Source organism: Mesorhizobium sp. L-8-3 (assembly GCF_016756615.1).
In the GTDB taxonomy this organism is placed as follows: domain Bacteria; phylum Pseudomonadota; class Alphaproteobacteria; order Rhizobiales; family Rhizobiaceae.
The window spans coordinates 7,244,289-7,266,600 of record NZ_AP023262.1; the positions used below are offsets into that span (position 1 = coordinate 7,244,289).

General features: G+C 58.4%; 13 protein-coding genes and 6 pseudogenes. 3 read left to right on the forward strand and 16 right to left on the reverse strand.

The window, feature by feature from the left end; genetic code table 11:
- Positions 1–21 precede the first annotated feature (21 nt).
- Positions 22–1,050, forward strand: coding sequence for an IS110 family transposase (locus JN302_RS33520; protein ID WP_202330397.1), 1,029 nt, complete (start codon positions 22–24; stop codon positions 1,048–1,050).
- 342 nt (positions 1,051–1,392) lie between these two features.
- A pseudogene (locus JN302_RS33525) lies at positions 1,393–1,834 on the forward strand (IS110 family transposase); the annotation flags it as partial.
- A 161-nt stretch (positions 1,835–1,995) separates the two neighbouring features.
- Here the strand turns inward: JN302_RS33525 and JN302_RS33530 are convergent.
- On the reverse strand, positions 1,996–3,510 hold the full coding sequence (locus tag JN302_RS33530; protein ID WP_202330469.1) for an ISNCY family transposase: 1,515 nt from the start codon (positions 3,508–3,510) through the stop codon (positions 1,996–1,998).
- 103 nt (positions 3,511–3,613) lie between these two features.
- Between JN302_RS33530 and JN302_RS33535 the strand changes: the two are divergent.
- Positions 3,614–3,961, forward strand: a pseudogene (locus tag JN302_RS33535) (transposase); the annotation flags it as partial.
- A 250-nt stretch (positions 3,962–4,211) separates the two neighbouring features.
- On the opposite strand, the pseudogene JN302_RS33540 reads toward JN302_RS33535, so the two are convergent.
- The 15 genes and pseudogenes from JN302_RS33540 to JN302_RS39425 all read right to left on the reverse strand — a co-directional run.
- A pseudogene (locus JN302_RS33540) lies at positions 4,212–4,454 on the reverse strand (transposase); the annotation flags it as partial.
- Between the two features lie 80 nt (positions 4,455–4,534).
- The gene (gene ltrA / locus JN302_RS33545) at positions 4,535–5,794 is read right to left on the reverse strand and encodes a group II intron reverse transcriptase/maturase (RefSeq protein WP_202330494.1); all 1,260 of its coding nucleotides are present in this window, start codon (positions 5,792–5,794) and stop codon (positions 4,535–4,537) included.
- A 529-nt stretch (positions 5,795–6,323) separates the two neighbouring features.
- Positions 6,324–6,792 (reverse strand): annotated as a pseudogene (locus JN302_RS33550) (IS630 family transposase); the annotation flags it as partial.
- Positions 6,793–7,183: 391 nt separating this feature from the next.
- Positions 7,184–8,392: an IS91 family transposase gene (locus tag JN302_RS33555; RefSeq protein ID WP_202330495.1), complete on the reverse strand. Its 1,209-nt coding sequence runs from the start codon at positions 8,390–8,392 to the stop codon at positions 7,184–7,186.
- Between the two features lie 10 nt (positions 8,393–8,402).
- Positions 8,403–9,268, reverse strand: a pseudogene (locus JN302_RS33560) (site-specific integrase).
- A gap of 344 nt (positions 9,269–9,612) precedes the next feature.
- The gene (locus tag JN302_RS33565) at positions 9,613–10,449 is read right to left on the reverse strand and encodes a transporter substrate-binding domain-containing protein (RefSeq protein ID WP_202334536.1); all 837 of its coding nucleotides are present in this window, start codon (positions 10,447–10,449) and stop codon (positions 9,613–9,615) included.
- Between the two features lie 469 nt (positions 10,450–10,918).
- Positions 10,919–11,437 carry an enoyl-CoA hydratase-related protein gene (locus JN302_RS40075; RefSeq protein ID WP_446720774.1) on the reverse strand — a complete coding sequence of 173 codons (519 nt, stop codon included), beginning with the start codon at positions 11,435–11,437 and terminating at the stop codon, positions 10,919–10,921.
- 132 nt (positions 11,438–11,569) lie between these two features.
- Positions 11,570–13,759 (reverse strand): acetate--CoA ligase family protein, encoded by a 2,190-nt coding sequence (locus JN302_RS33575; RefSeq protein WP_202330496.1) that lies wholly within the window; start codon positions 13,757–13,759, stop codon positions 11,570–11,572.
- 2 nt (positions 13,760–13,761) lie between these two features.
- Positions 13,762–14,544: an enoyl-CoA hydratase/isomerase family protein gene (locus JN302_RS33580; RefSeq protein ID WP_202330497.1), complete on the reverse strand. Its 783-nt coding sequence runs from the start codon at positions 14,542–14,544 to the stop codon at positions 13,762–13,764.
- Between the two features lie 502 nt (positions 14,545–15,046).
- Entirely contained in the window at positions 15,047–16,213 is a 1,167-nt protein-coding gene (locus JN302_RS33585; RefSeq protein ID WP_202330498.1) for a M24 family metallopeptidase, read from the reverse strand.
- A 688-nt stretch (positions 16,214–16,901) separates the two neighbouring features.
- Positions 16,902–17,229: pseudogene (locus tag JN302_RS33590) on the reverse strand (transposase); the annotation flags it as partial.
- Between the two features lie 336 nt (positions 17,230–17,565).
- Positions 17,566–18,354, reverse strand: a complete 789-nt coding sequence (locus JN302_RS33595; RefSeq protein ID WP_202330483.1) for a hypothetical protein — start codon at positions 18,352–18,354, stop codon at positions 17,566–17,568.
- Positions 18,355–18,649: 295 nt separating this feature from the next.
- A complete protein-coding gene (locus tag JN302_RS33600) occupies positions 18,650–19,816 on the reverse strand; it encodes a M24 family metallopeptidase (protein WP_202330498.1) in 1,167 nt (388 codons plus the stop codon).
- A gap of 175 nt (positions 19,817–19,991) precedes the next feature.
- On the reverse strand, positions 19,992–20,750 hold the full coding sequence (locus JN302_RS33605; protein ID WP_202330499.1) for a class I SAM-dependent methyltransferase: 759 nt from the start codon (positions 20,748–20,750) through the stop codon (positions 19,992–19,994).
- Positions 20,751–21,194: 444 nt separating this feature from the next.
- Positions 21,195–22,247: a KamA family radical SAM protein gene (locus JN302_RS39425; protein WP_244846735.1), complete on the reverse strand. Its 1,053-nt coding sequence runs from the start codon at positions 22,245–22,247 to the stop codon at positions 21,195–21,197.
- Between the last annotated feature and the right edge of the window lie 65 nt (positions 22,248–22,312).

The window sequence follows — 22,312 nt, forward strand, 5'->3', positions numbered from 1 at the left end:
ACGAGAAGGAGAGGACGGCAAATGAACGATACTATGATCGGGGTGGACCTGGCAAAGAACGTTTTCCAGCTTCACGGCGCGACAATGACGGGGCATCTGAGATTCCGTAAGAAGCTGACGCGGTCACGGTTCCGGCAGTTTATGGCAAGCCAGCCGCCTGCTGTGGTTGTGATGGAAGCATGCGGCAGCGCGAGCTACTGGGCCCGAGAAATGGTCAAGCTTGGCCACGAGGTGAAGCTGATCGCACCTCAATATGTGCGGCCCTTTGTCAAACGGCAGAAAAACGATGCTGCCGATGCTGAAGCAATCGTCGTTGCAGCACAGCGTCCGGAGATGCGTTTTGTACAGCCGAAGTCGGAAGATCAACAGGCATGCGCTGTGTTGTTCCGAGGTCGGGAGCGCCTCCTCCATCAGCGCACCGAGCTTGTGAATGCTCTGCGTTCGGTGCTGTACGAATATGGTCACATCATTCCGAAAGGGATCGCCCACATCAAGCGGATCGAGGGCATCCTGGAGGCACCCAACAGTGACCTGCCCGAATTGGTACGCGAGGAATGCCGCGACCTGATTGAGCAGATTGCCGAGAAGACAGCTCGGATCGACGTCAAAACGGCAAAGGCCAAAGCCCTTTCCCTGGCGACCGATACAGCGCGGCGCCTGCAGACAATGCCTGGTGTCGGGCCCCAGACCGCGTTGGCGATCAGCGGCTTTGCTCCGCCGATGGAGAGCTTCAAACGCGGGCGAGACTTTGCGGCCTGGCTTGGGCTTGTGCCACGTCAATACACCTCCGGCGGCAAAGAGCGACTTGGACGCGTGTCGAAGGCTGGCCAAACTGATATCCGTTCTTTGTTGATCATCGGTGCCATGTCACGCCTGACAGTGCTGGCCCGCAAATCCATCGTCGAGGGTTCATGGCTGGCACGGATGCTGCGTCGCAAGCCGCTCATGCTGGTCGCGATCGCGCTTGCGAACAAGATGGCGCGGGCGATCTGGGCGATGATGACAAAGAAAGAGGATTATCGAAATCCGGCGCGAGTTGTGGCTGCATGACGGATGCATCACCACACGAACTGCGCCGGTGAAGGAGGTGTAGGAAGTCGATGACCTGAATGGGCACAATGATCGAAAAGATCTGGATCAGGAAAACCAGACATCGTTCGCGAGCTTGAAAGCTCTTGCAGAAGATTTGGACCCGATCCGCAGATCACCATACTGGCCCGCGGCTTCTTGAAAGGTCGCAACGAAAGGCCTGAGAGAAGAACGCACTCGATCACCGGGCACATCAGGTTGGAAGGCTTCTTGCATCGAGGGCGGCAACCAGAGAAGAGAAGAACGCACTCGATCACCGGGCACATCAGGTTGGAAGGCTTCTTGCATCGAGGGCGGCAACCAGAGAAGAACGATGCCGCTGACGCTGAGGCGATCTGCGAAGCAACCCAGAGGCCTACCATGCGGTTCGTAGCGGCAAAGAGCGAAGAGGGCCGCGGCAATGGTGTTCCGCGTTCGCGATCTTATGGTTCGTCAGCGGACCCAGACCATCAATGCGATACGGGGCCATCTTGCCGAATTCGGACTCGTGGCTGCACAGGGTCTCTTCCATGCCGCCAAGCTTGTCGCGGCGATTGAGGACAAAGGTACCGCCATCCCCGAAGCTGCCCGTCCGATCCTGTCTCTGCTCGTTGCACAGTTGCGGTCGCTGGATGAGAGAGTGGCCGTGCTCGACCGCGAGATCGCCCGGCGTGCCAAGGAGGATGCAGAAGCCAGGCGATTGATGACCATTCCCGGCATAGGGCCGATCACCGCGACGGCACTTGCTGCTCTGGCTCCTATAGCGCGACGATCAGGATGAGACGCCGTATTGCCTCACGTAACGATGCTCCCTGAGGCTCGAATGTTGCCTCATCCATTTTGCTCCCGGCTTGGGTGAAGGAGGCCCGGCGCGGAGATGGCCGGGGTTTCGGAGCGTCGGGCCTCCTTGGCGAGCGCCAGGAAGCCTCAGTTTGGCCTTGCGATCTCCGGGATCGGTGGCCCGTTGTTTAAGGGGCCAAACAGCAGCGCGTCCGCCTGTTCGCTGCGCCAGACCTTCAGCCGACGCTGAAGTGTTCGAAGCAGTTTGTTCGGGTAATCGCCGGGATACTCGGCCTGCAGTCGTGACAGAAGTTCGCTGCCGGTTCGCCATGGTTCGGCTTCGAACCAATTTCGCAAGTCGGCAGTTGCCTTGACGAGAGGGTCAGGACGCCGCCGCCCTCTTTTGGCCTTCACAATCGGGCGATCCGTCGGCCGGATAGCTCCGTCCTTCCAAGCTGTCCGCAAACTCGCCAGGAAAAGGTCGATTGGTTGAGCTGTGCCGTCAGGGCGGATGGCCTGCGAAGTATCGGCAAGCGCAGCGAGTCGCTCCTGCACGGCGCGGATATCGCGCAATAGCAGGACAGGATCGAGCCCGGCGTAGATTTCCTGCAGACGGGAGCGGACTGCATCGGAGGTGCGAGCGTCGGCAACCAGACGCTGATGCGGCGTAGCTGGCGGACTATACGTCTTGCGCATACGTGCGCCGTCGCGCTGCTTCGCGATCAACTTGAACGATGGCTGAAAGAAGTTCACGAACAGCCGCGCTGACCGGTAGAGCTTCGCTAGCAGCGTGGCGGCCTCCAGCCCCTCGAACCGACGATATCCGACCATCCTACGCACCACGGCGCCATTCTTCTGCTCAACAAAGGCCTGGTCATTCTTGCGGTAGGGGCGGCAGCGCGTGAAGACGATGTTGGCGGCGTCGCAATAGGCCTTCAGCGTCTCGTTCATGAAAACGGTGTCGTTGTCCGTATCTAGGCCCAGAAGCGCGAAGGGCAGTTGCTTGCGCAATTCAGTGAGCACCGTGCTCAACAGTGTCTGTTCGCGAACCAGCAGGGGCGCACATTCCGTCCAGCCGGTCGCGATGTCGGTGAGCACGAACGTTTGGATGAAGCTGCCGCGAGTCGAAGGGCCGCTATGGGCCACGAGGTCCGCCTCAACGAAGCCTGGCGCAGGATCGTCCCAATCCGCCGACGTTCTAATGGGAATGCTCCGTCGCAGGGCGTGCGCCGCGGGCCGTCGTCGGGGACGTCCCAGGCCTTCTCGGATCGGTCGCAGCGTCCTGTCGATCGTGGCCGCGCTCATCGCCAGCAATTTGCCCCGGATTTCCAGCGCTGGGTCAAAATGACCGTGCCGTTCCATTGCCTCGATAAGGACGGGCAGCAACGCTTTCAGCCGCTTGCCGCAGACGCGGTCAGACGCCTCCCAGAGCAATATGAGCGCATTGCGTTCCGCTTCATCATAAATTCGCGGCCGCGCTCGCCGGCCTGAAAACGGCCCTTCACGGCGTCGTAGCAGCCGCATCGCGTGCTTGCGGTGAAAGCCCGTGATGACGACGAACTCATCCAAAATTCTCGCCTTCTCCGCTCGCGTCGAAGCACGATAGCGCTCTGAAACCGCCGTCGTCAGTTCTTTCCTTGTCGCCATGCTCAGCCGTCCCATCGTCGCCCCTGCTCATACCCCTCGGTAGGGAGCAACTTATGTGAGGCAACGGTTGAATATTCGGGAACAATTCAGGCGAGGCAATGCGAGTCTCACCTTGATTGTCGCCGCGCAGGCTCCATCGGCGACAACCTTCAAGAGGGGGCGAGACTTCGCGGCCTGGCTCGGCCTCACGCCGCAGCTGCAACGCTCCACGGGCGGAAAGCAGAAGCTCGGCGAGACGTCTCGGATGGGCGAGCGAACGCTACGCCGGCTGCTGATCATAGGGGCCAGCGCGGCCGTACGCTGGGCAATGCGGAAGGGGAAATCTGCGGACCCATGGCTCATGCGCATCTTGGGCCGCAAGCCGCCCATGTTGGTGATCGTCGCGCTTGCCAACAAGACTGCACGCATCGTCTGGGCACTGATGGCGAAAGGCGGAACTTATCGGGCTCCAGCCGTGGCGGGTTAGTTCCGCTCGGCCAGAAGGCCTCGAAAGTGTGAGAAGGTCAAACGGAGAGTATGGCGCAACGGTCAACGAGACGGGATCGGGAAAACCAGATCATGGATACGCGCCTTGAGCGCGCCAGATTGAATTGGACCCGCTCCGCGAACTCCCATACAGGCCCGCGGCATGTGACAGCCGCAACAGAGGCCGGACACATGTCAGCACCGACCACGCTCCGTGCTCTTCGAAAGATTGTCTTGCACCAACGGGGGCGTCCACACATGTCCATGACGACGATATCGCCGGGCTTCAGCACGGTGACGAGCTGCTGTTCGACATAAGCACGGAAGCATTGGCCATTGATCGGCCCGTCGAAGACGCAAGGCGCCGCCAGCCGATCGCAGCGCAGCGCGCCGAGGAAGGTCAGCGTGCGCCAGTGGCCGTACGGAGCCAGGCCGCGCAGCCGCTTGCCCTTCGGCACCCAGCCGCGCAGCGGAGCCATGTTGGTTTTGATCCAGGGGTGAGTAGGCCGGAGGGATTTCACCTGCCGGCCTCTCGCAGAACGGTGCGTGAACCTCTCGATTCACACCGCTCCCATCAGGCAAACGTATTCGTTCCGAAAGCCTTCCAGTGCACAAACAGTCCTGGATTTTCCCGCGCCAGCTTTCTCACGAAGAGGCTGGCACGTGTCTTATGGGACTGAAAGCGCTTGAACTTACGCATGATCCACGCCCTGAGCTTCCGGTTGACGTAATCAGCCAGAGTGGACAGGGCCGAACGGCTGTAGCGGCCATAATAGGCTATCCATCCGCGAAGGAGTGGATTGAGCTGTTGGGCGATTTCAGCCAGCGTCCCCGGCGTCTGCCGCGGGATGTTCAAGCTTTTGATCGTGGCCCGCATCGACTTCATTGCCGTTGGGCTGGCCGCAGGCGTGTAACCACAGAAGAACTCATCTCGCCGTGTGTTCGCCACGCGTCGCGGCCTGAACTGATACCCGAGGAAGTCGAACACGACATTCGGGTATTCCCCCCTGCGCCTTTGGTCTTTGCAGTAGACGATTTTGGTCTTTGTCGGATGCATTTGAAGCCCGCATGCTGCCAGTCGAGCACCAAGCTCCGCCTTGAGGGCTTCTGCCTGCTGCTCATTGCGGCAATGCACAAGGCCATCGTCCGCATATCGACACCATGGAAGGTCAGGATGCGTCCGGGTCATCCACAGATCAAATGCATAGTGCATGAAGAGATTCGACAAGATCGGGCTAACAACGCCCCCTTGCGGGGTACCGCGTGTGCGCTCGACGACTTCCCCGTTCTTCTCCATCGGCGCTGCCAGCCATCTTTCGATGTAGAGCAGAGCCCACTTGCATGTGACGTGCTTTCTGACCGCCTTCAGCAGGAGATCGTGCGGAAGATTGTCAAACAGCCCTTTGACGTCGAATTCCAGAACCCAGTCATGCTTCCAGCATCGCTGACGCGTGACGCCAACTGCATCCAGAGCCGATTTTCCCGGCCTGTAGCCGTAGGAGTCTGGAAGAAAGAGGATATCCAAATCCGGCTCAATCATCTGCTTGACTACCATCTGTGCGATCCGATCGCTGACGGTGGGCACACCCAAAACCCTTTCGCCCCCACTCTTCTTCGGAATGGAGACAGCGCGAACCGGCGGTGGGAAGTACGTCCCTGAGGACATCCGATTCCAGACCTTGTAGAGGTTTCCTGCAAGGTCCTTCTCGAACATCTCCAGGGTCTGCCCGTCCACCCCGGCTGCGCCCTGGTTGGCTTTGACCGCTTTGTAAGCTTCGTACACTTGTCGTTTCGCAATTCGAAACGGCTTGTCTGTCGTATCTTCTGAAGTCATCCTGTTTCCAGTTGTTCCAGACAATACGACCACCTGATCCGACCCCTTTGCTCCGGCCCCATTACAGGGCCTTCAGCGCTCATACGGGCCGGTCCGCCCCAGTCTCCTGCATCGGTACTCTCGCCTTGCGGTTTGGCCCGCTTGAGCTTCTCCCTTTGCATCAGGAGCCTGGTTCCTGCAGTTCCGCGCGAATGCCTGTGTCCGACTCACGCCCCCTCAACGCCGGTCGCCGCCCGCCCTGTCATCAGGCACCCGGCGGACTTGTCCCAGGACGACGAGACGGTCCTGGTTTCGGCGACACTTACGTTCATAACGACGCGTCTTCGAAGGGTTCACTTTCGTTCGTCTTTCGGACACCCACCTGCTCGGATCTCGTCCGAACTTTTCATCCAACGCTCACCACCACGGCTCTTTACCGCAGCAGCTTGGACTGGTTTGAGACCTGCTCCTGAAAGCCGATCTCGGAGGGCCGTCCCCCATCATTCACGCAGCTTTACACTACGGTCTTAGTTCATATTGAACTCCTTCCGCTGCTCTGCAGCACACTCTCGTCGATGAAGACCAGGCACCGGGGATCGAGGCCGGCTTGCCAGGATCGCCATCGCTGGCGCCTGCGGGCAATATCGGCGCGGGCCTGCTCAAGGGCGAACAGCGTTTTTTTTGAAGCTCAGGCCCTCGCGGCGCAGGAACTGCCACACTGCGTTGTGCGAGACCTTGACCCCACGAGCGGCCAATTCGTCCTTCAGACCATGCAGCGTCAGATGCGGTGTTTCACGCAGACGGCCCTCGATGAAAGCACGGTGCGGCTCCAGCACCCTCTTGCGATGTCCGCCCATCTTGCCAGGCGCAACCGAGCCAGTCGCCCGATGACGCTGCAACAACTTCACCGCCGCCGAAACCGAAATGCCGAACCGCTTGGCGGCCGACCGGCGGCTCTCACCGCTCAAAACCGCCGCCACAACCCGTTTGCGAAGATCGTCCGAAAGAGGTCGCGTCATCAGATGCTGGCCTCCATTCCAGCCAGCATCTTGAATCTGGAGGGTTCTGTGTAGTCGCGAGCGCGATTGGGCGGACGCGCACGGGTCGCGACTACATTGAAGCCTGATTGAACTGAACCGCGGGATGGCGGGCGGGGCTATGGGGATTTAGGGCTCGACGGTGTGTCCGAGGCGCTGGAGCGAGCTCGCCGATCGCTCTGGGGCAGTCGTCCGTCGTCGCGGTGCAGGACCATCTGCGACGCGAGAGACGGCGCCATCGGGTCGTTGACGCTGAGGTGCAGCGTTGCTGGCGACAGCCCGGCTGCGACTTTGACGCGCGGCGCGCAAAGGCCCGGCGGCGACTGTAGCAGACGCCAGGATGGACGGTGCGAGCGTGTCGGTAGGCAGCGTGTCATGAGGTGTCTGGCCAGGTCGGGGCCTTGCGCGGGATCAGGCCGAGCGAGGCCATGGCGCCGCCGCAGCCCGGACAGATGTCCAGGGAGCGCCCTGTGAGACAGCGGTAACGCTGGCGATAGTCGGCGGTCGGGTCCGGCGTCAGCGGCATGGGCGCCACCAGAAGAAGACGGCACTGGGCGAGCTTGGCGACGCGGTGGCCGTTGGCGAGGAGGCCGTAATGGCGGATGCGATGGAATCCGTCTGGAAGGGCGTGCAGCAGGAAGCGCCGGATGAACTCGTCGGCGCTTAAGGTCATGAGCTTGTGCTTGGACTTGTCGTGGTGGCGATAGTCCTTCCAGCGGAAGCTGACCTTTCCGTGGTCCAGGCTCACGAGGCGGCTGTTGGCGATGGCGACGCGATGTGTGTAGCGGCCCAGATAGGCGAGGACCTGTTCGGGACCGCCGAACGGGGGCTTGGCGTAGACGACCCATTCGATCCGCTTCAGTCCAGCCAGTTGGGCGCAGAAAGTGGCAGGGTCGGCCAGGCTGGCGAGATCGCTGAAGAAGCGAAGCTGGCCGGCGTCGAAGGCGTCCCGCAGGCGCTCCAGGAATAGCCGCCTGAACAGGCGCGACAGAACCCGCACGGGCAGGAAAAATCCCGGCCGGCAGGCGATCCATCGCCGGTCCCCGGCCTTCCCCGGGGCAGGCTCGAGCGACAGGCCACCGCCCGGCACGACGCAGTGGACATGCGGATGATGGTGGAGATTTTGACCCCAGGTATGAAGCACGGCGACCATGCCGATCTCGGCGCCCAGATGCCTGGGATCGGCCGCCGCCACCCTCAAGGCTTCGGATGCGGCCTTGAACAGGATCGCATAGACCGCCGCCTTGTTCTGGAAGGCGATCTCAGCGATCTGGGCCGGGACGGTGAAGACCACGTGGAAGTATGGGACCGGCAGCAGCTCAGCCTGCCGCTCGGCCAGCCACTGGGCGCGGGCTAGGCCTTGGCACTTAGGGCAGTGGCGGTTGCGGCAGGAGTTATAGGCTTGCCGCACGAGGCCGCAGTCGGTGCAGTGTTCGGCGTGACCGCCCAAGGCCGCGGTCCGGCACGCCTCCACCGCGGCCATGACCCGCCGCTCGACACGCCCGAGATGGCCGGCATGGTCGCGGCGATAATCAGCCCCGTGACGGTGGAATACATCCGCCACTTCCAGATCCGGGCGCATGGCGCGCGGCTCAGCCGGGCGGCGTGATCTCCATGTGGAGTTGGTCAAAAGGACTGGCGGTCCGGCCGATCACAGCCGTTGAGACCTGGGCGTATAGTGTCGTCGTCGCCAGGCTGCGATGGCCCAGCAGGACCTGAATGATCCTTATGTCCGTGCCGGCTTCCAAAAGGTGGGTGGCGAAGCTGTGGCGAAGGGTGTGCACCGTCACCCGCTTCTCAACGCCCAGGAACTCGCAGGCTGCTCGACAGGCGATCCCCAAGGTCTGTGGATGGATCGGGCCGCGGCCATCGCGCCGGGGAAACAGCCATCGTCCCGGCTTGGTCAACCGCCAATAGACGCGCAAAATCTCCAGCAGCTGCGGCGACAGCATCACATAGCGGTCCTTGTCGCCCTTGCCTTGCTCGATGCGAATGATCATCCGGCTGCTATCGATGTCCGTCACCTGCAGACGCGCCGCCTCCGCGGCGCGTAAGCCCACCGCATAGGTGGTCATCAGAGCGACCCGGTTCCTCGTCCCCTTCACGGCCTGCAGAAAGCCGACCACCTCATCGGCGCTCAGCACGACCGGCAACTTGCGCGGCGTCCGGGCGTAAGCGATCCGCTCAGGCAGATCAGATCGACCCAGCGTCACGCCGTAGAAGAAACGCAAGGCGCAAACCGTCTGGTTCAACGCGCCCCACGAGACCCTTCGGCCCACCAAGTGGGCCTGATAGGCGAGGCGCGCACCTCTTCGTATCCCAGTTGATCGGGTGATCGTCCAAAAAATCGACTGAACTTCGCCACGTGATGCACGTAGGATCGCTGGGTCTCCGGTGACAAATTGCGGATCGTCAGATCTTCAATCATCCGCTGACGAAGAGGGCTTATCTGGGCCATCTGGGGTTCTCCTGTCTGGAAGGTTGGCTCGACACCAAATCTTCTCAGACAGGGGCCTCCTCAGGCCAGACCCGCGCATCAGCTACCGCCGCAGCGGTTTAGTTCAATCACAAATCCGACGAATCGGGAATCCCCTCCGATTCCGTCAAATCTTGAACCGCTCTAGCCGGGGCGACCGGGTCGGCGGTTGATTGCGCGACCGCCCCTCCGTTTTCTCAACTCAACGCGTTCTGACCAGAGCGGCCTCGTAGACGAGAATCTCGGACTCTATTGTAGTCTTGATAGAGCAGGCGGCCCACTCTCTCGTAGAGATACGACCCAGGCCAGCCTCGGTCGCTAGATCTCTATTTTTCGGTAGTGTAGTCCACCCCGTACCACTTCAACGACAGCTTCGACAGCGTGCCGTCTTCTTTCATCTTCTGGATAGCCGCAGCGATCTTGCCGCTGAATCCTTTGTCTCCATGAAGCACTGCGATGGCTCCGGGCGCGGCGTATAGCGGGTCGCCAAGAAGTTTTATTGGATAGCCAGCGCTTATGGCATTATTCGCAGAAGTGCCGTCAGTAATAACTGCATTAAGCCGAACTCCATCGCCGAGTCGGAGGTCATCGAACGCTACATTGGTGCTTGCATAGGTTTTGACTGCGCCAGGCCTGAATTGATAGGTGACAGGCGTACTGCCTTTCCAATCCGCGGTAAGCACGTGGTTGGCATAAGCTTCATACGTTGTGTTCGCTGTGACGCCGACCGTCTTGCCGTCTAGATCGGCAAGCTTGGTCGCCTTGCTGTCATTCTGCACAACAGCGAACACCTGCTCATAGAAGTAAATAGCTGGGAAGTCGAATTTCTGGGCTCGAGCCGCGGTTGGCGTCATCTGACCCATGGCGATATCCCATCTGCCTTCCCACTTTCCCGCTGTGATAATATCCCAACCCGGCGTCAAGAACTTGACCTCCACACCAAGCGATTTTGCGATATCCTTCGCGATATCGACGTCGTAGCCCTCAAGTTCGTGCTGCTCGTTTAGGTGCGAGACCGGACCCCAGTCTGTCCCCACGGCCACAGTTAGCGTCGCTGACTCCAGAACCTTGTCGAGCAAGCTCCCAGCATTAGTTGCGCTCGTCGTAGCCGCGATCGCTACCGCAACCGATGCCGCGGCTGCAACTGTCATTAGTCTGCTCATGGAGATACCCCTCTCTACCGTTGCTTTTTCCTTCGCCGACACGAGGCGCAAATCCGGCCTCTGCAGGCGGCAGCTGTTCATAGTCTGTAGCGACTGTCTTTGCAACACATGTTCTCGATTTTGAATTGATGCTTCATATGGATCATCATAGTGCGGCTGGCTCGAATATCGAGTTGGGGCTTGATGAACGATGATCGCGAAAATCCATCGAGCTGAATGAACGGCAAAAACAGGTCTGTATCTACTGAGCGGTGAGGCTAACTTCGAAGCAGCGCCGTAGTGGCAACAGCCGTGGGCTCGCGGGCCGACGGTTCTGCTGCAGGATCGGATCAGCGCTAGACGACGAATTCACTTATTGGCGGACGAGCGCCGGTTGCAGTCCTGGTGGTCGTTAATGACCTCACCCACAGAGATCGCGGACATGAACAGAGTGGATCGAAACTGGACGAGAGCGATTGGACTGCAGCTGTCAGCGCCCCTGAAACTGGGCGGGGGCGATTAGCCAGGAGCGCCTCGACCGCCTCGAGATGATCCCTCGTGTTGTGGCAGATGCCCTGAAATACTGCACATAAAAGCTTTCTTCAGCCCCCACGAGTCGCCCAGTGAAAATGATATCCGCCGCCCTCTGTGGGCCGACCAGGTCCTGGAGGAACCAAGCACCGCCGTCTCCTGGAACAATGCCCAAATTGATGAAAGTCGAGCCGAATACCGCATTATGGGCCGCAATCCGGATGTCGCACATAGTCGCGAGATCGAATCCCGCTCCGATCGCAGCCCCGTCAACGGCGGCAATGGCTGGCACCTCTAGGCCATGCATGGCTAGAGCTATTCTTTGGATGCCGTGGCAGTAGCGATCCTGTACATCATGGACGTCGCCAGCAAAGCTCCCCTTACGGTCGCGCATGTTCTTAACGTTGCCGCCGGCAGAAACGCCTTCCCGGCCCCTGTCACTACCAATACTGAGACGGCCGCAGAGCCATTGATCCAGTCGACTGTTTGCACAATGTCGTCGATCAGCGCGGTACCGTCAGCTCGTTGCGGACGTCGTCGCGGTTCAGCGAGAGCACCGCGACGCGATCGCTCACCCCGAGTTTCGCATCGATCAGTTTCGGCAGATCGATCATGCCTCAATCCCTTGCGTGTGTGCCGAGTGTGCTGCGGAAACCTCGGTGAGAAGGATGCGAACGTCCAGAACTGCCAGATCGTGGGGATAGGCAAGGACGGGATTCAGGTCGAGCTCATCGATCTCCGGGAAGGCTTCAACGAACCTCGAAATACTTACCATCAAGTCTGCGAGCGCGCCTCGATCGACCGGCGCTGCCCCGCGCACGCCGTCGAGAAGCGGTCGGCCCTTGATTTCGTCCAACATCGCCAAGGCATCACTCCGGGAGATCGGAAGCGCGCGGAAAACTACATCTCTGAGAACTTCGACGAGGACTCCGCCCAGCCCAAACATCATTACTGGACCATATACAGGGTCGCGCACGATGCCGACGATGACCTCGACGCCGCCCTTTGCGGCCATCGGAGTAATTAGAACCCCGGCAATATTCGGATTGGTTACTGCGGCCTTGGCGTTGGCGACGATCTCGACGAAGCCGCGGCGCACCAATGCAACATCTGTAACGTCGAGTTTGACGCCGCCGGCCTCCGTCTTGTGAAGGATGTCACGCGATACGACTTTCATCGCGACCGGCTGTCCACCGAGCCGGCGAAAAGCCTCTTCGGCCTCACTTTCGTCAGTAGCCAGAAACGTCGGTGCGAGATCCAGGCCGAAGTCGCTCAGGCCGGCTCGGCCTTCGTGCTCCAAGACCACCCGCCTACCCTCGGCCGTGCAATGTGCGAGCACCTGCGCGAACACGCCGCCGGGCTCAGTACTAGGCGGCAACGATTCAAGGGTGCGGCCAACCTCACTGTACTCGGCCAAAGCTTGCATGCAGCGGACAGCGATCTCAAGGGAATTGTGCACCGGAATACCGGCTCGATGCATGTTTGCCAGCGGCAGTGGCCGCTGATCTGCTTGAAACACATTGTACAAACTGTGAACGATCACAGGTTTGCCAAACCGGTGCGGCATCGCGCTGATCATGTCCGTCGCATCGAGTTCTTGGGCGAGCAAGTCTGGTGAGAAGCGGACCGCATATCCGCCATAGAGACCCGAGATAAGAAGTCCGTCGACTGCCGAGTCCTGCAGCAGAATATCTGCGCAGGCAGCAAAAACTGATGGATCTGCATCGGTACCGCCGGCAACGTCGATTGGATTGATCACCGACGCGGCCGGAGGAAGCACCGCCGCAAGCCGCCGTCGTGTCTCGTCGCTGAAGGAACTGAGCACCAGTCCACGCTCGGATAAGGCGTCGGCCGCAATGGTCGCGTGACCCCCGCCGTCCGCGAGGATGGCAATGCGGCGCGAGCGCAGCGGCGGTAGCAACGACAGTGCTTCCGCTATCGGCAGGATCTCGTCGGATCGGTACGCGATGATTGCGCCGGCTTGCCTCAGGACACCCTCGTTGATCGCATATTCGCCAGCCAAAGCGCCGGTATGGGACTTCGCGGCAATGTGCCCTGCACTTGTCCGGCCTGATTTGTAGATGACGACGGGCTTTTCCAGCGAGATGCGCTTCAAGGCGTTCAAGAAGCGGCGGCCATTTTTCAGTCCTTCGACGTAAGTGATCACAACGTTGGTGTTGGGATCGGCCGCGAAGTAGTCGAGATACTCATCGAAGCCGATATCGGCCTCGTTCCCGACGCCGACATAGGTACTCAAACCCAGATGCCCGTTCGCGTGCGCTTCCGTGACGAGCGATAGAGCCATATTTCCGGATTGAGACAAGAGCCCAATACTACCCTTGCGCAGCTCCGAAAAGCCGACGAGGTTACACGCTTTGTGGGTATTGAAAATACCAGAGGTGTTGGGTCCTATGATCCTCACGTCGCCAGCGCGCGCAGCGGCGAGTGCCGCATCTTGGAGCCGCTTGCCATCGTCTCCAGTTTCCGCGAAGCCTCCCGCCAGAATCACGGCGCCGCGCACTTTTTTTGCGGCGCATTCGGCCAGGACAGAAGGGACCGTCGCAGCAGGAGTACAGATCAGCGCGAGATCGACAGGCCCTGGCACATTGCCCAAGCCGGATAGACATCGGACGCCGCATATTTCACTCTCCTTCGGATTGATCGGGTAAATCGGTCCGGCGTAGCCGTCATCCAACAGTTTTCTCAGCGACCGATATCCGCGCTTCGCAGGATTATTGGATGCGCCGATGATTGCAATGGAGTTGGGGTACAGAATGGGAAGCAGCTCGTTCGAAACCATTGTTACTCCCCACGGAAGACAGGCGGACGCTTCTCGGCGAAAGCGTTGATACCCTCATGCCAATCGCGCGTAGTTGAACAAAACATCATGCCCTCAAGCTCAGCAGTAAGCACAGAGTCGAACGTCCCGTGAGCAGCCGACGCCAACTGCTCTTTGGCAAGCTGCATCGAGAATGGTGCCCCCTTTGACAGTTCGGCCGCCAACGTGCGGATGCCTTCGGCAAACTCATCGTCGGGGATACAGCGCGAAGCCAGCCCGATACGGACCGCTTCTGCTCCGTCGATCTGCTGGCCTAGGAAGATCAGCTCACGCGCCTTTGCCAGACCGACAAGTCTTGGGAGGATGTGAGTGACGCCACCGCCGAGAAATGCACCAAGGCCAATCTCGGGAAATGCAATCCGGGCCGAAGCGGCCATCACCATGAAATCGCAAGCGATGGCCATCTCAGCACCGGCACCTAGCGCATAGCCGTTCACCGCCGCAATACTCGGCTTTGGGTGTGAGAGCAGACGTCTACACACCCTTTGTTCGCTCATCAGATATTGCCTCCTCTCGAAGGCCGAGCGGCCGGCTTTGTGCTCCTTCATATCGGCGCCGACACAAAACGCCCGCCCTTCTCCGTTCAACACAATCACGCGTACGTTTTTGTCCATTTGAGCCCGATCGAGAGCCTCCAGGAGGTCGTCGTACAATTGCTGCACCACTGCGTTTAGCCGGTGCGGCCGGTTCAGGCGAATTTCGGCGATAGCGTCCTGGGTTTCGTACGTAATCGTTTCAAACATCATGTTGCCTGTCACCTCGCCCGACACAAATGGCCATGCTTGCCCGACATGATAACAGACTCAGTTAACTACGCAACAGTTGTTGCACTCTCACGCCTTTGAACCAAGTGGATCATCCTCCCATCGCTACGTGCCGCTACCGCGGCGTGAGTGGAACTGCCCTACATTTTTCGAACGGCTACCGGAAAGGCTCAAGAAGTCCTTGAGTATCGCGCTTCCATCTTCACTTCACCCCACCTCGACGTCGTGGCTCAACATGTCGAGCGCTTCTTTACAGAGATCACCGGAAAACGCATCCGGCTTCAAAAGCATCACTGAACTTCAGGCGTCAGCTTCGAATAACCTGGACAACCACAATGCCGCTCCCAACCCCTTCGTCTGATGAAGTCTGCGGGCGCGAAATCCTCGAAATGGTTGCCGTGCGAAACGCACACTAGCGCGGCCTGGCTGTGTGCATGCCGGCGCATCGTATTGGTGCTACGCTGGGCATCGCGATCCCAAAAAGTCAGCAATTTACCAGCAGGTCGCGTGACATATTGCTCAGCGACTTCGCGCCATCATCGGTCACGCGAACGGTCTCACTGAAGATGTAACCATCGGTCTTCTCAAAGATACCAATGAGGAGGTGAAAGGTCATGTTGGCCTGAAGCACCGTCTCATCTCCCTCCTGAAAACTCGGGCCGCCGTCCACCCAATCGATGCCTATTGAGTATCCAATTCTGGATTCTTTTCGCACGCCGCGAGGCGCGAATTCGCGTCGAAAAGCTCGCTCCACATCATTGCTCGTCACCCCAGCCCGGATAGCTCCAAAGGCAGCGAGAAAGCCGTCAAGGCACGCTTGGTGCACGTGTCGCGATCTCGCGTTCGGTTCTCCCAAAAATACCGTTCTCGACAGGGCGCAGCAATATCGGTGACGGACGGCACCGAGCTCAAAATTCGTCTGGCAGCCCATCTTATACTGTCCGTCGGTCCACGTGAGGTGTGGCGCGGCGCCGGGGGAACCCACTGGCATAGTAACCAAAGGACTACGGGAAGTCCCTCCCGGAAATTCAGGAGTGCCCGCGTAAAGTGCATGTGTTATAGTAGCGGCTACGTCGCATTCTCTGGCGCCAACAGAGATTGCAAGCCTACCGACCTGCATAGCTCTATCGACGATCTTTCCCGCCTGCTCCATGTAGGTGAGCTCAGCAGGTGATTTTATCGCCTTTAGCGCTGCAATCATCCCATCGGCATCGATGAACTCTGATGTGCCTAAACTTTTGCTCAAGGCGGCATGGCCCTTCACCCCAAGTATTTTACCCGATAGTTCGACCCCAATACGGCCAGATGGGCTGCGCTCGCGAACACTTTCAGCGATCGGCTGCCATGCCGTGAGCTGGCTCGCAGCTATGTATTTCTCCGGATAACTGAGGACGCGTGATTGCGGCAGGTACGAGCTGGCGTCTGCACACAGCGTGTCCATCTCACGCAATATGAGCCACGGATCCTCCTCGTCCTGGCAAACAAGAGCAAGTTGCGGAACGTAGTCGGAAAAACCTTCGTAGCCTGTAAGGTAGTTCATATTACCTTCATTCAGGACAAGCAGTGCATCGATGCCACGCTCGGCCATCTGCTGGCGCAGGCGGGTCGTGCGTGCGCGATATTCTTCTTGACTAAATGCAGGCACCAGCATCTCTCCTATCTTGATGAGGATTGCGCGAGGCAACCAACTCGGCTTTGCTTTCCTCGAAGCGGAACATTGGACGAACGCCGAGTCGTCTCAAAATCGGCAGGTATTTTGCTGCGCAAACAGCATGCGGCATCTTGCCTGGAATCCGCGAACAACAGAGCTTGTTTGGAGGGTCTCGAATAGGCAGGGCGTCTATGTCCGCCTTCAACCCTGTTATCCGCCCCCTTCGCACTCTTCCAAAACTGGCGCTCCACGATACAGTCCCGGCTACTCACGTTTCGACTCGACGCCGACGAGCCGCTTTTACCTTCAGCCGCGCTCTGTTTTCGATCGATAGCCGAGCTGAGATTCTGGTGGAGGTAGCGCGCCACTCTGCAAATCCGGCAAGCTTCAATGCCGCGCATCTATTGTTCAACGTGGTTGGCCCGCGATTTGTGCTTGCTGTGTTGAGCATCATTGGCCAGGATGATTTCGTCAAATACAGATTGTGTACCCGTATCATCTAGAAGCGAGATGGCGCTAGTGTCTGCCATGACCAGTGTCGTTGACGCACACCGCTTCCGGCATCGCAGTGTGTCAGATGTTGCCGTCTGGAGATCGAACAAAACAAAACCGCCGGTGACCTGCAACAGAAGTTTCAAGCGATGCGAACACGGTCCGCCCGCTTCGATTGGAACACGTGCAGCGCCCCGGAGCGGTCGAAGGGCAAATCGTGACGGAAGAACTCCTCGCCGCACAGATACTGGAAATAGGGGTTCTCCACCCAGCGAGCGCACAATTCCTCGTCCGACAGGTCGAAGGTGTGCTTCAGGATCGCCAAGCCCCGCCATCAGCCGGGTCGGCAGCGGCGGCATGCCCGGTCCGTCCGAATAGACGGCGCCGAAACACGCCTCCAGCACCGGCCAGTCGATCGCCTGCGCCAGCCGCACCAGCTCGTGCCTCATGTTGATGATCTGATCGAGCCGGGCGCGGAACAAATCCTGCTCTCCCGTCTCGCGCTTCTCGCGTGGCCTGGACATCGCTGTCCCCTCGATTCGCCCGCCAAATCGAGTGAATCACGCCTCAGCGCACAAGGAAACCGTCAAATCAAATTGCAAGAAAACGGCGCTCAAAAACCGCCAATCCTGCAATTCCAAACTCACGATTCTCCCTGATCAGGAACTCGAATCAATGGCTTGTGGATAGTTCACAGGCGACGGCTTCGGCCGGCGGGATGTTGCCGATGAGCTCCAGCAGCCGGCGACCCATTCCAGCGTCGCGAACTCGACGCCTCGAATGAGCGCCAGGCTTCGTCTTGCCCGTTACGCTGCGACCGGGACGGCAGCTTTCTCTGCGGCCCCACGAGAATCCCGTTATCAGAGGAGCCCTGTGAATGGTTTGCGTGTTAGGCCACCGACGAAGAATTCAACCATGGAGGTATAATCAAACACTGGTAGGTCAGTCGCCTCTTGAACCGCGGCCGCGTATGGTCCCAGCCCGCCACACTCAAGCAAGAGCATGCCGATATCCGGCCGATCCTTCTGCAGAGTCAGGATGGCGTTGACCACATCAGCCTGGACTGCCTCCACGTCCAGGTCACCATACGGCTCCAGGAAGAAGCCGGCAAACACGGGAGCGTCATCGAGTCCAAAGACAACCACCCTGTCACTGATTTCCGGTCGCACCCCAGCCGCTTTCAACATATCTTGGCTCAGTGCAGCCTTACTTGCCACGACTACGCCAAGTGCCTTGCCCTGGGGAAGCACTTGTTCAAGGAACGGAGCAAGGACAAGGCTAGACAAGAACACCGGCACATCAACCGCAGCGCGCACCGCTTCCTGGTACCGGATGAAATAGCCGCATCCAGCAGTAATCACTCGCGCACCCTCGCGTACGAGATCTTGCGCCGCCGCAATCACAGCGGATGTTTTTTCCTCGCCATCCGCCCCGAAAATGGCGGTATTGTTGAGCCCCGGTACGGTTTTATAGCGCACGGGAACGCTCCACGTGGTGGCATTGCCGGCGTCTCCGGGGATGTACGGACGGAGGCCGGGTCCCGGCATCCGATCAAGCATCAAAATGCCCACGGGTGCCCCGTGGAACGCCAATCGGGGCCTAACCCAAGACGGCCAGCGCTTTCCTTGGGCACGAGGAAAATCAGTCATCGGCTGTCACTCCTAAAGCAGCCCATATCTGACGATGGGCGGTCGTCGTAGCGATGGCTATCACGCGGCCTTGGCCGACTACCTCCAGTATTGGCAGCGTTATGCCCGGACTTCTGCGCTTCTCCTGAGCTGCGGTCATTTATTCGGAGGCTTATAGATCGCTGCAGCTACATACAAGAATGGCGACGAGCGCCCGTGCGAAATAAGTGCTAGAGTCACAACACTAGCGCGGCCTGGCTGTGTGCATGCCGGCGCATCGTATTGGTGCTACGCTGGGCATCGCGATCCCAAAAAGTCAGCAATTTACCAGCAGGTCGCGTGACATATTGCTCAGCGACTTCGCGCCATCATCGGTCACGCGAACGGTCTCACTGAAGATGTAACCATCGGTCTTCTCAAAGATACCAATGAGGAGGTGAAAGGTCATGTTGGCCTGAAGCACCGTCTCATCTCCCTCCTGAAAACTCGGGCCGCCGTCCACCCAATCGATGCCTATTGAGTATCCAATTCTGGATTCTTTTCGCACGCCGCGAGGCGCGAATTCGCGTCGAAAAGCTCGCTCCACATCATTGCTCGTCACCCCAGCCCGGATAGCTCCAAAGGCAGCGAGAAAGCCGTCAAGGCACGCTTGGTGCACGTGTCGCGATCTCGCGTTCGGTTCTCCCAAAAATACCGTTCTCGACAGGGCGCAGCAATATCGGTGACGGACGGCACCGAGCTCAAAATTCGTCTGGCAGCCCATCTTATACTGTCCGTCGGTCCACGTGAGGTGTGGCGCGGCGCCGGGGGAACCCACTGGCATAGTAACCAAAGGACTACGGGAAGTCCCTCCCGGAAATTCAGGAGTGCCCGCGTAAAGTGCATGTGTTATAGTAGCGGCTACGTCGCATTCTCTGGCGCCAACAGAGATTGCAAGCCTACCGACCTGCATAGCTCTATCGACGATCTTTCCCGCCTGCTCCATGTAGGTGAGCTCAGCAGGTGATTTTATCGCCTTTAGCGCTGCAATCATCCCATCGGCATCGATGAACTCTGATGTGCCTAAACTTTTGCTCAAGGCGGCATGGCCCTTCACCCCAAGTATTTTACCCGATAGTTCGACCCCAATACGGCCAGATGGGCTGCGCTCGCGAACACTTTCAGCGATCGGCTGCCATGCCGTGAGCTGGCTCGCAGCTATGTATTTCTCCGGATAACTGAGGACGCGTGATTGCGGCAGGTACGAGCTGGCGTCTGCACACAGCGTGTCCATCTCACGCAATATGAGCCACGGATCCTCCTCGTCCTGGCAAACAAGAGCAAGTTGCGGAACGTAGTCGGAAAAACCTTCGTAGCCTGTAAGGTAGTTCATATTACCTTCATTCAGGACAAGCAGTGCATCGATGCCACGCTCGGCCATCTGCTGGCGCAGGCGGGTCGTGCGTGCGCGATATTCTTCTTGACTAAATGCAGGCACCAGCATCTCTCCTATCTTGATGAGGATTGCGCGAGGCAACCAACTCGGCTTTGCTTTCCTCGAAGCGGAACATTTGGCTGTTAAACTTAACCACATGGTAAGTCGGCCGAGACATCTTTAAAATACAGCGTCCAACTCAGGATAGACAAGCAACGTGTGTCATTGGATATTGCAGTTGATATTATTTGCACGCGATAACCACGAGGTTCTCGCTACTGGTTGTAAACGCTCCACCTTCCTGCCCATAAGCTTCAACAGTCTCGAACCCCGCGCTTCGCAACATACGAACGTAATCGGAAAACCCATACTGCCTGAAAGAAAGCTGCGTTCGTCTAACGCATCCATCGCGGACGATAATCCTTTCGAGGTTCCGACGATCGCTTAGCACATCGTTGCTCATTATATCGATTCTTAGATCGTCATTACGCTGCACAACGTAGATAGGCGACTCGCGGCGCAGAAAAGCGAAGCGATTGGCGGAATCGATTAGAAGACGCCCGCCCTTTCGAAGTGAAGAAGCGGCTTCACGAAGAACTCTCCCATTGTCCGCGTCGTCGAAATAGCCAAATGTTGTGTACCACAGAAAAACTGCGTCAAATCGATCTCGCCAGGGAAGGGAGCGCATGTCGCCCAGAACATACTCAACATTTACTCCGCGTTCGGCCGCATCCGCTTCGGCTTTCTTTAGCAAGGTCGGCGAGATATCAAGTCCGGATACCCGCGCTCCTTTCTCAGCCAACCGGTTGGTAATCCGCCCATAGCCGCATCCAAGTTCAAGAACTGAGCTGCCTTGTGCAAGGGAAAGAAGATTCCAAATTGCTCCTGCTTGTCGGTCACTTGTCTCCGGCGGATTTACCACATCACCAAAATGATAGTAATCTTCGCTGAAGTATGATTCAAGCTCTGATAAGGACACTGCATTACTCATCTCGCCATTCATGTGCTTTACCTTCATATCCCATTTAGATTGGTTTTTGCATAGTGCGGAACGTTTTGAAAGGAAACATTTGTGAATTTTTCTTGCCGTTGTTAAATATTGTGGCAGTCATTGACTTTTGGCGGGGAGCTGAAATCCGATGGCCACGGTAATCCACCACCCCTTGGGTTTGTGCTGCGATGGCGTGACCAGATGGCCTTCTCCACCATGTGGATCAGCGATTGGCATCGACGTTTCGCGACTGAGCCCGCCGTATTTCCTGCGCGCGGTCCCAGAGTAGTAGTGGATGGAACCGCGCAAGTGACGCCCCGCCGCTGCTCGCCCGTCGCAGTCACCGCCGTATATCAATAGCATTCCCGCCGGCACTCAGAATCTCCACCTCCGCTCCGGGGCTCTTGATCAGTCAATGACACTGTGTCGGTAATCAGCATTGCGCGCTTTTCGATCTCATCCTTCGGGCAAATCGTCCAACCAGCAGGCGCCCTCGCGGTGCGGCCGAGAAAAGATCTTTCCGATCTTTTTCGGATCCTTGTTTTGGTGATATCGCATATACAGGCGGCCATCGGCTCCAAGGTCAAGGATTTCGATCTTCCCTGTGTAATGGGACATAATGTATTTGAATGTCTTTTGGATGCCGCTTACACGTTGGTTGATGCCGTGGGCAATCTCTAGCCCACGGCGCAGTGGAACCTGAAAATGCGATGCGCCTTTCACCGGCCTGCCCTGAAAGAGATAATAAGGGCGGACACCCATTTGGTGACACTTGGCGAAGGTCGCAGCCAAGATCTCAGGCTCATCGTTGACTTTCGCGAGAAGCACGGACTGGTTGAGGAACTGCACGCCCTGTGCGCGTAAGGAACGAATGTTGCGCTCCGCATCGACCGAGATTTCACCGATGTGGTCGAAATGAGTGACGATCACTGCGACCTTACCTGCTTGATGGATCCGTCGGAACAAAGCAGGTAGAGCGGGATCCTCGAACCGCTTGGGCTGATAGACAATTGCCTTTGTACCGAATCGAATCGAATCTAAATGTGGGATCGGCAGCAGATGATCAAGAATTTCGTCGAGCTTGCCGGTGCTGAGCACGAACGGGTCGCCTCCCGATAGCAGAACATTCGTCATCTCAGGATGGCCGCCAACATATCGCGCAATTTGGGCGAAATCGATCGCGATTTCATCGGAGTCCTTGCCAACGATGCGTTTGCGGAAGCAATAACGGCAATATGAAGCGCAACGGTCCGTTACCAGCAACAACCCGGTCTGGGCGTACTTGTGCTGAAGTCCGGGAACGACAGTATTGTCGTGCTCGCCGCTCGTATCCAGATTGCCGGGACTCTCGAACTCCTCGAACGAGGGCTCCACAATATACTTAAGCTGATCGTAGTAACCACTGTTGGTGATCTGCTCACGGTAGAATTTTGTGACATGATAGCGCGTGATGCTGTTGGCTTGTAGCTCACCCTCGGTGAGAACGCGCCTCCCCTCAATGAACTTCATGACCGAAGTGTGGGGCCTCGGGCCCGAGTTGAGGGACGATGATTGAGGCGGGCAAGCTCGAGGCG

What these genes read in the sequence shown, in the direction of transcription:
- JN302_RS33520 (WP_202330397.1), top strand. Translation starts at nt 22, where the DNA reads ATGAACGATACTATGATCGGGGTGGACCTGGCAAAGAACGTTTTCCAG.
- JN302_RS33530 (WP_202330469.1), bottom strand. Translation starts at nt 3,510, where the DNA reads ATGGGACGGCTGAGCATGGCGACAAGGAAAGAACTGACGACGGCGGTT.
- ltrA (WP_202330494.1), bottom strand. Translation starts at nt 5,794, where the DNA reads ATGACTTCAGAAGATACGACAGACAAGCCGTTTCGAATTGCGAAACGA.
- JN302_RS33555 (WP_202330495.1), bottom strand. Translation starts at nt 8,392, where the DNA reads ATGCGCCCGGATCTGGAAGTGGCGGATGTATTCCACCGTCACGGGGCT.
- JN302_RS33565 (WP_202334536.1), bottom strand. Translation starts at nt 10,449, where the DNA reads ATGAGCAGACTAATGACAGTTGCAGCCGCGGCATCGGTTGCGGTAGCG.
- JN302_RS33575 (WP_202330496.1), bottom strand. Translation starts at nt 13,759, where the DNA reads ATGGTTTCGAACGAGCTGCTTCCCATTCTGTACCCCAACTCCATTGCA.
- JN302_RS33580 (WP_202330497.1), bottom strand. Translation starts at nt 14,544, where the DNA reads ATGATGTTTGAAACGATTACGTACGAAACCCAGGACGCTATCGCCGAA.
- JN302_RS33585 (WP_202330498.1), bottom strand. Translation starts at nt 16,213, where the DNA reads ATGCTGGTGCCTGCATTTAGTCAAGAAGAATATCGCGCACGCACGACC.
- JN302_RS33595 (WP_202330483.1), bottom strand. Translation starts at nt 18,354, where the DNA reads ATGACTGATTTTCCTCGTGCCCAAGGAAAGCGCTGGCCGTCTTGGGTT.
- JN302_RS33600 (WP_202330498.1), bottom strand. Translation starts at nt 19,816, where the DNA reads ATGCTGGTGCCTGCATTTAGTCAAGAAGAATATCGCGCACGCACGACC.
- JN302_RS33605 (WP_202330499.1), bottom strand. Translation starts at nt 20,750, where the DNA reads ATGAATGGCGAGATGAGTAATGCAGTGTCCTTATCAGAGCTTGAATCA.
- JN302_RS39425 (WP_244846735.1), bottom strand. Translation starts at nt 22,247, where the DNA reads ATGAAGTTCATTGAGGGGAGGCGCGTTCTCACCGAGGGTGAGCTACAA.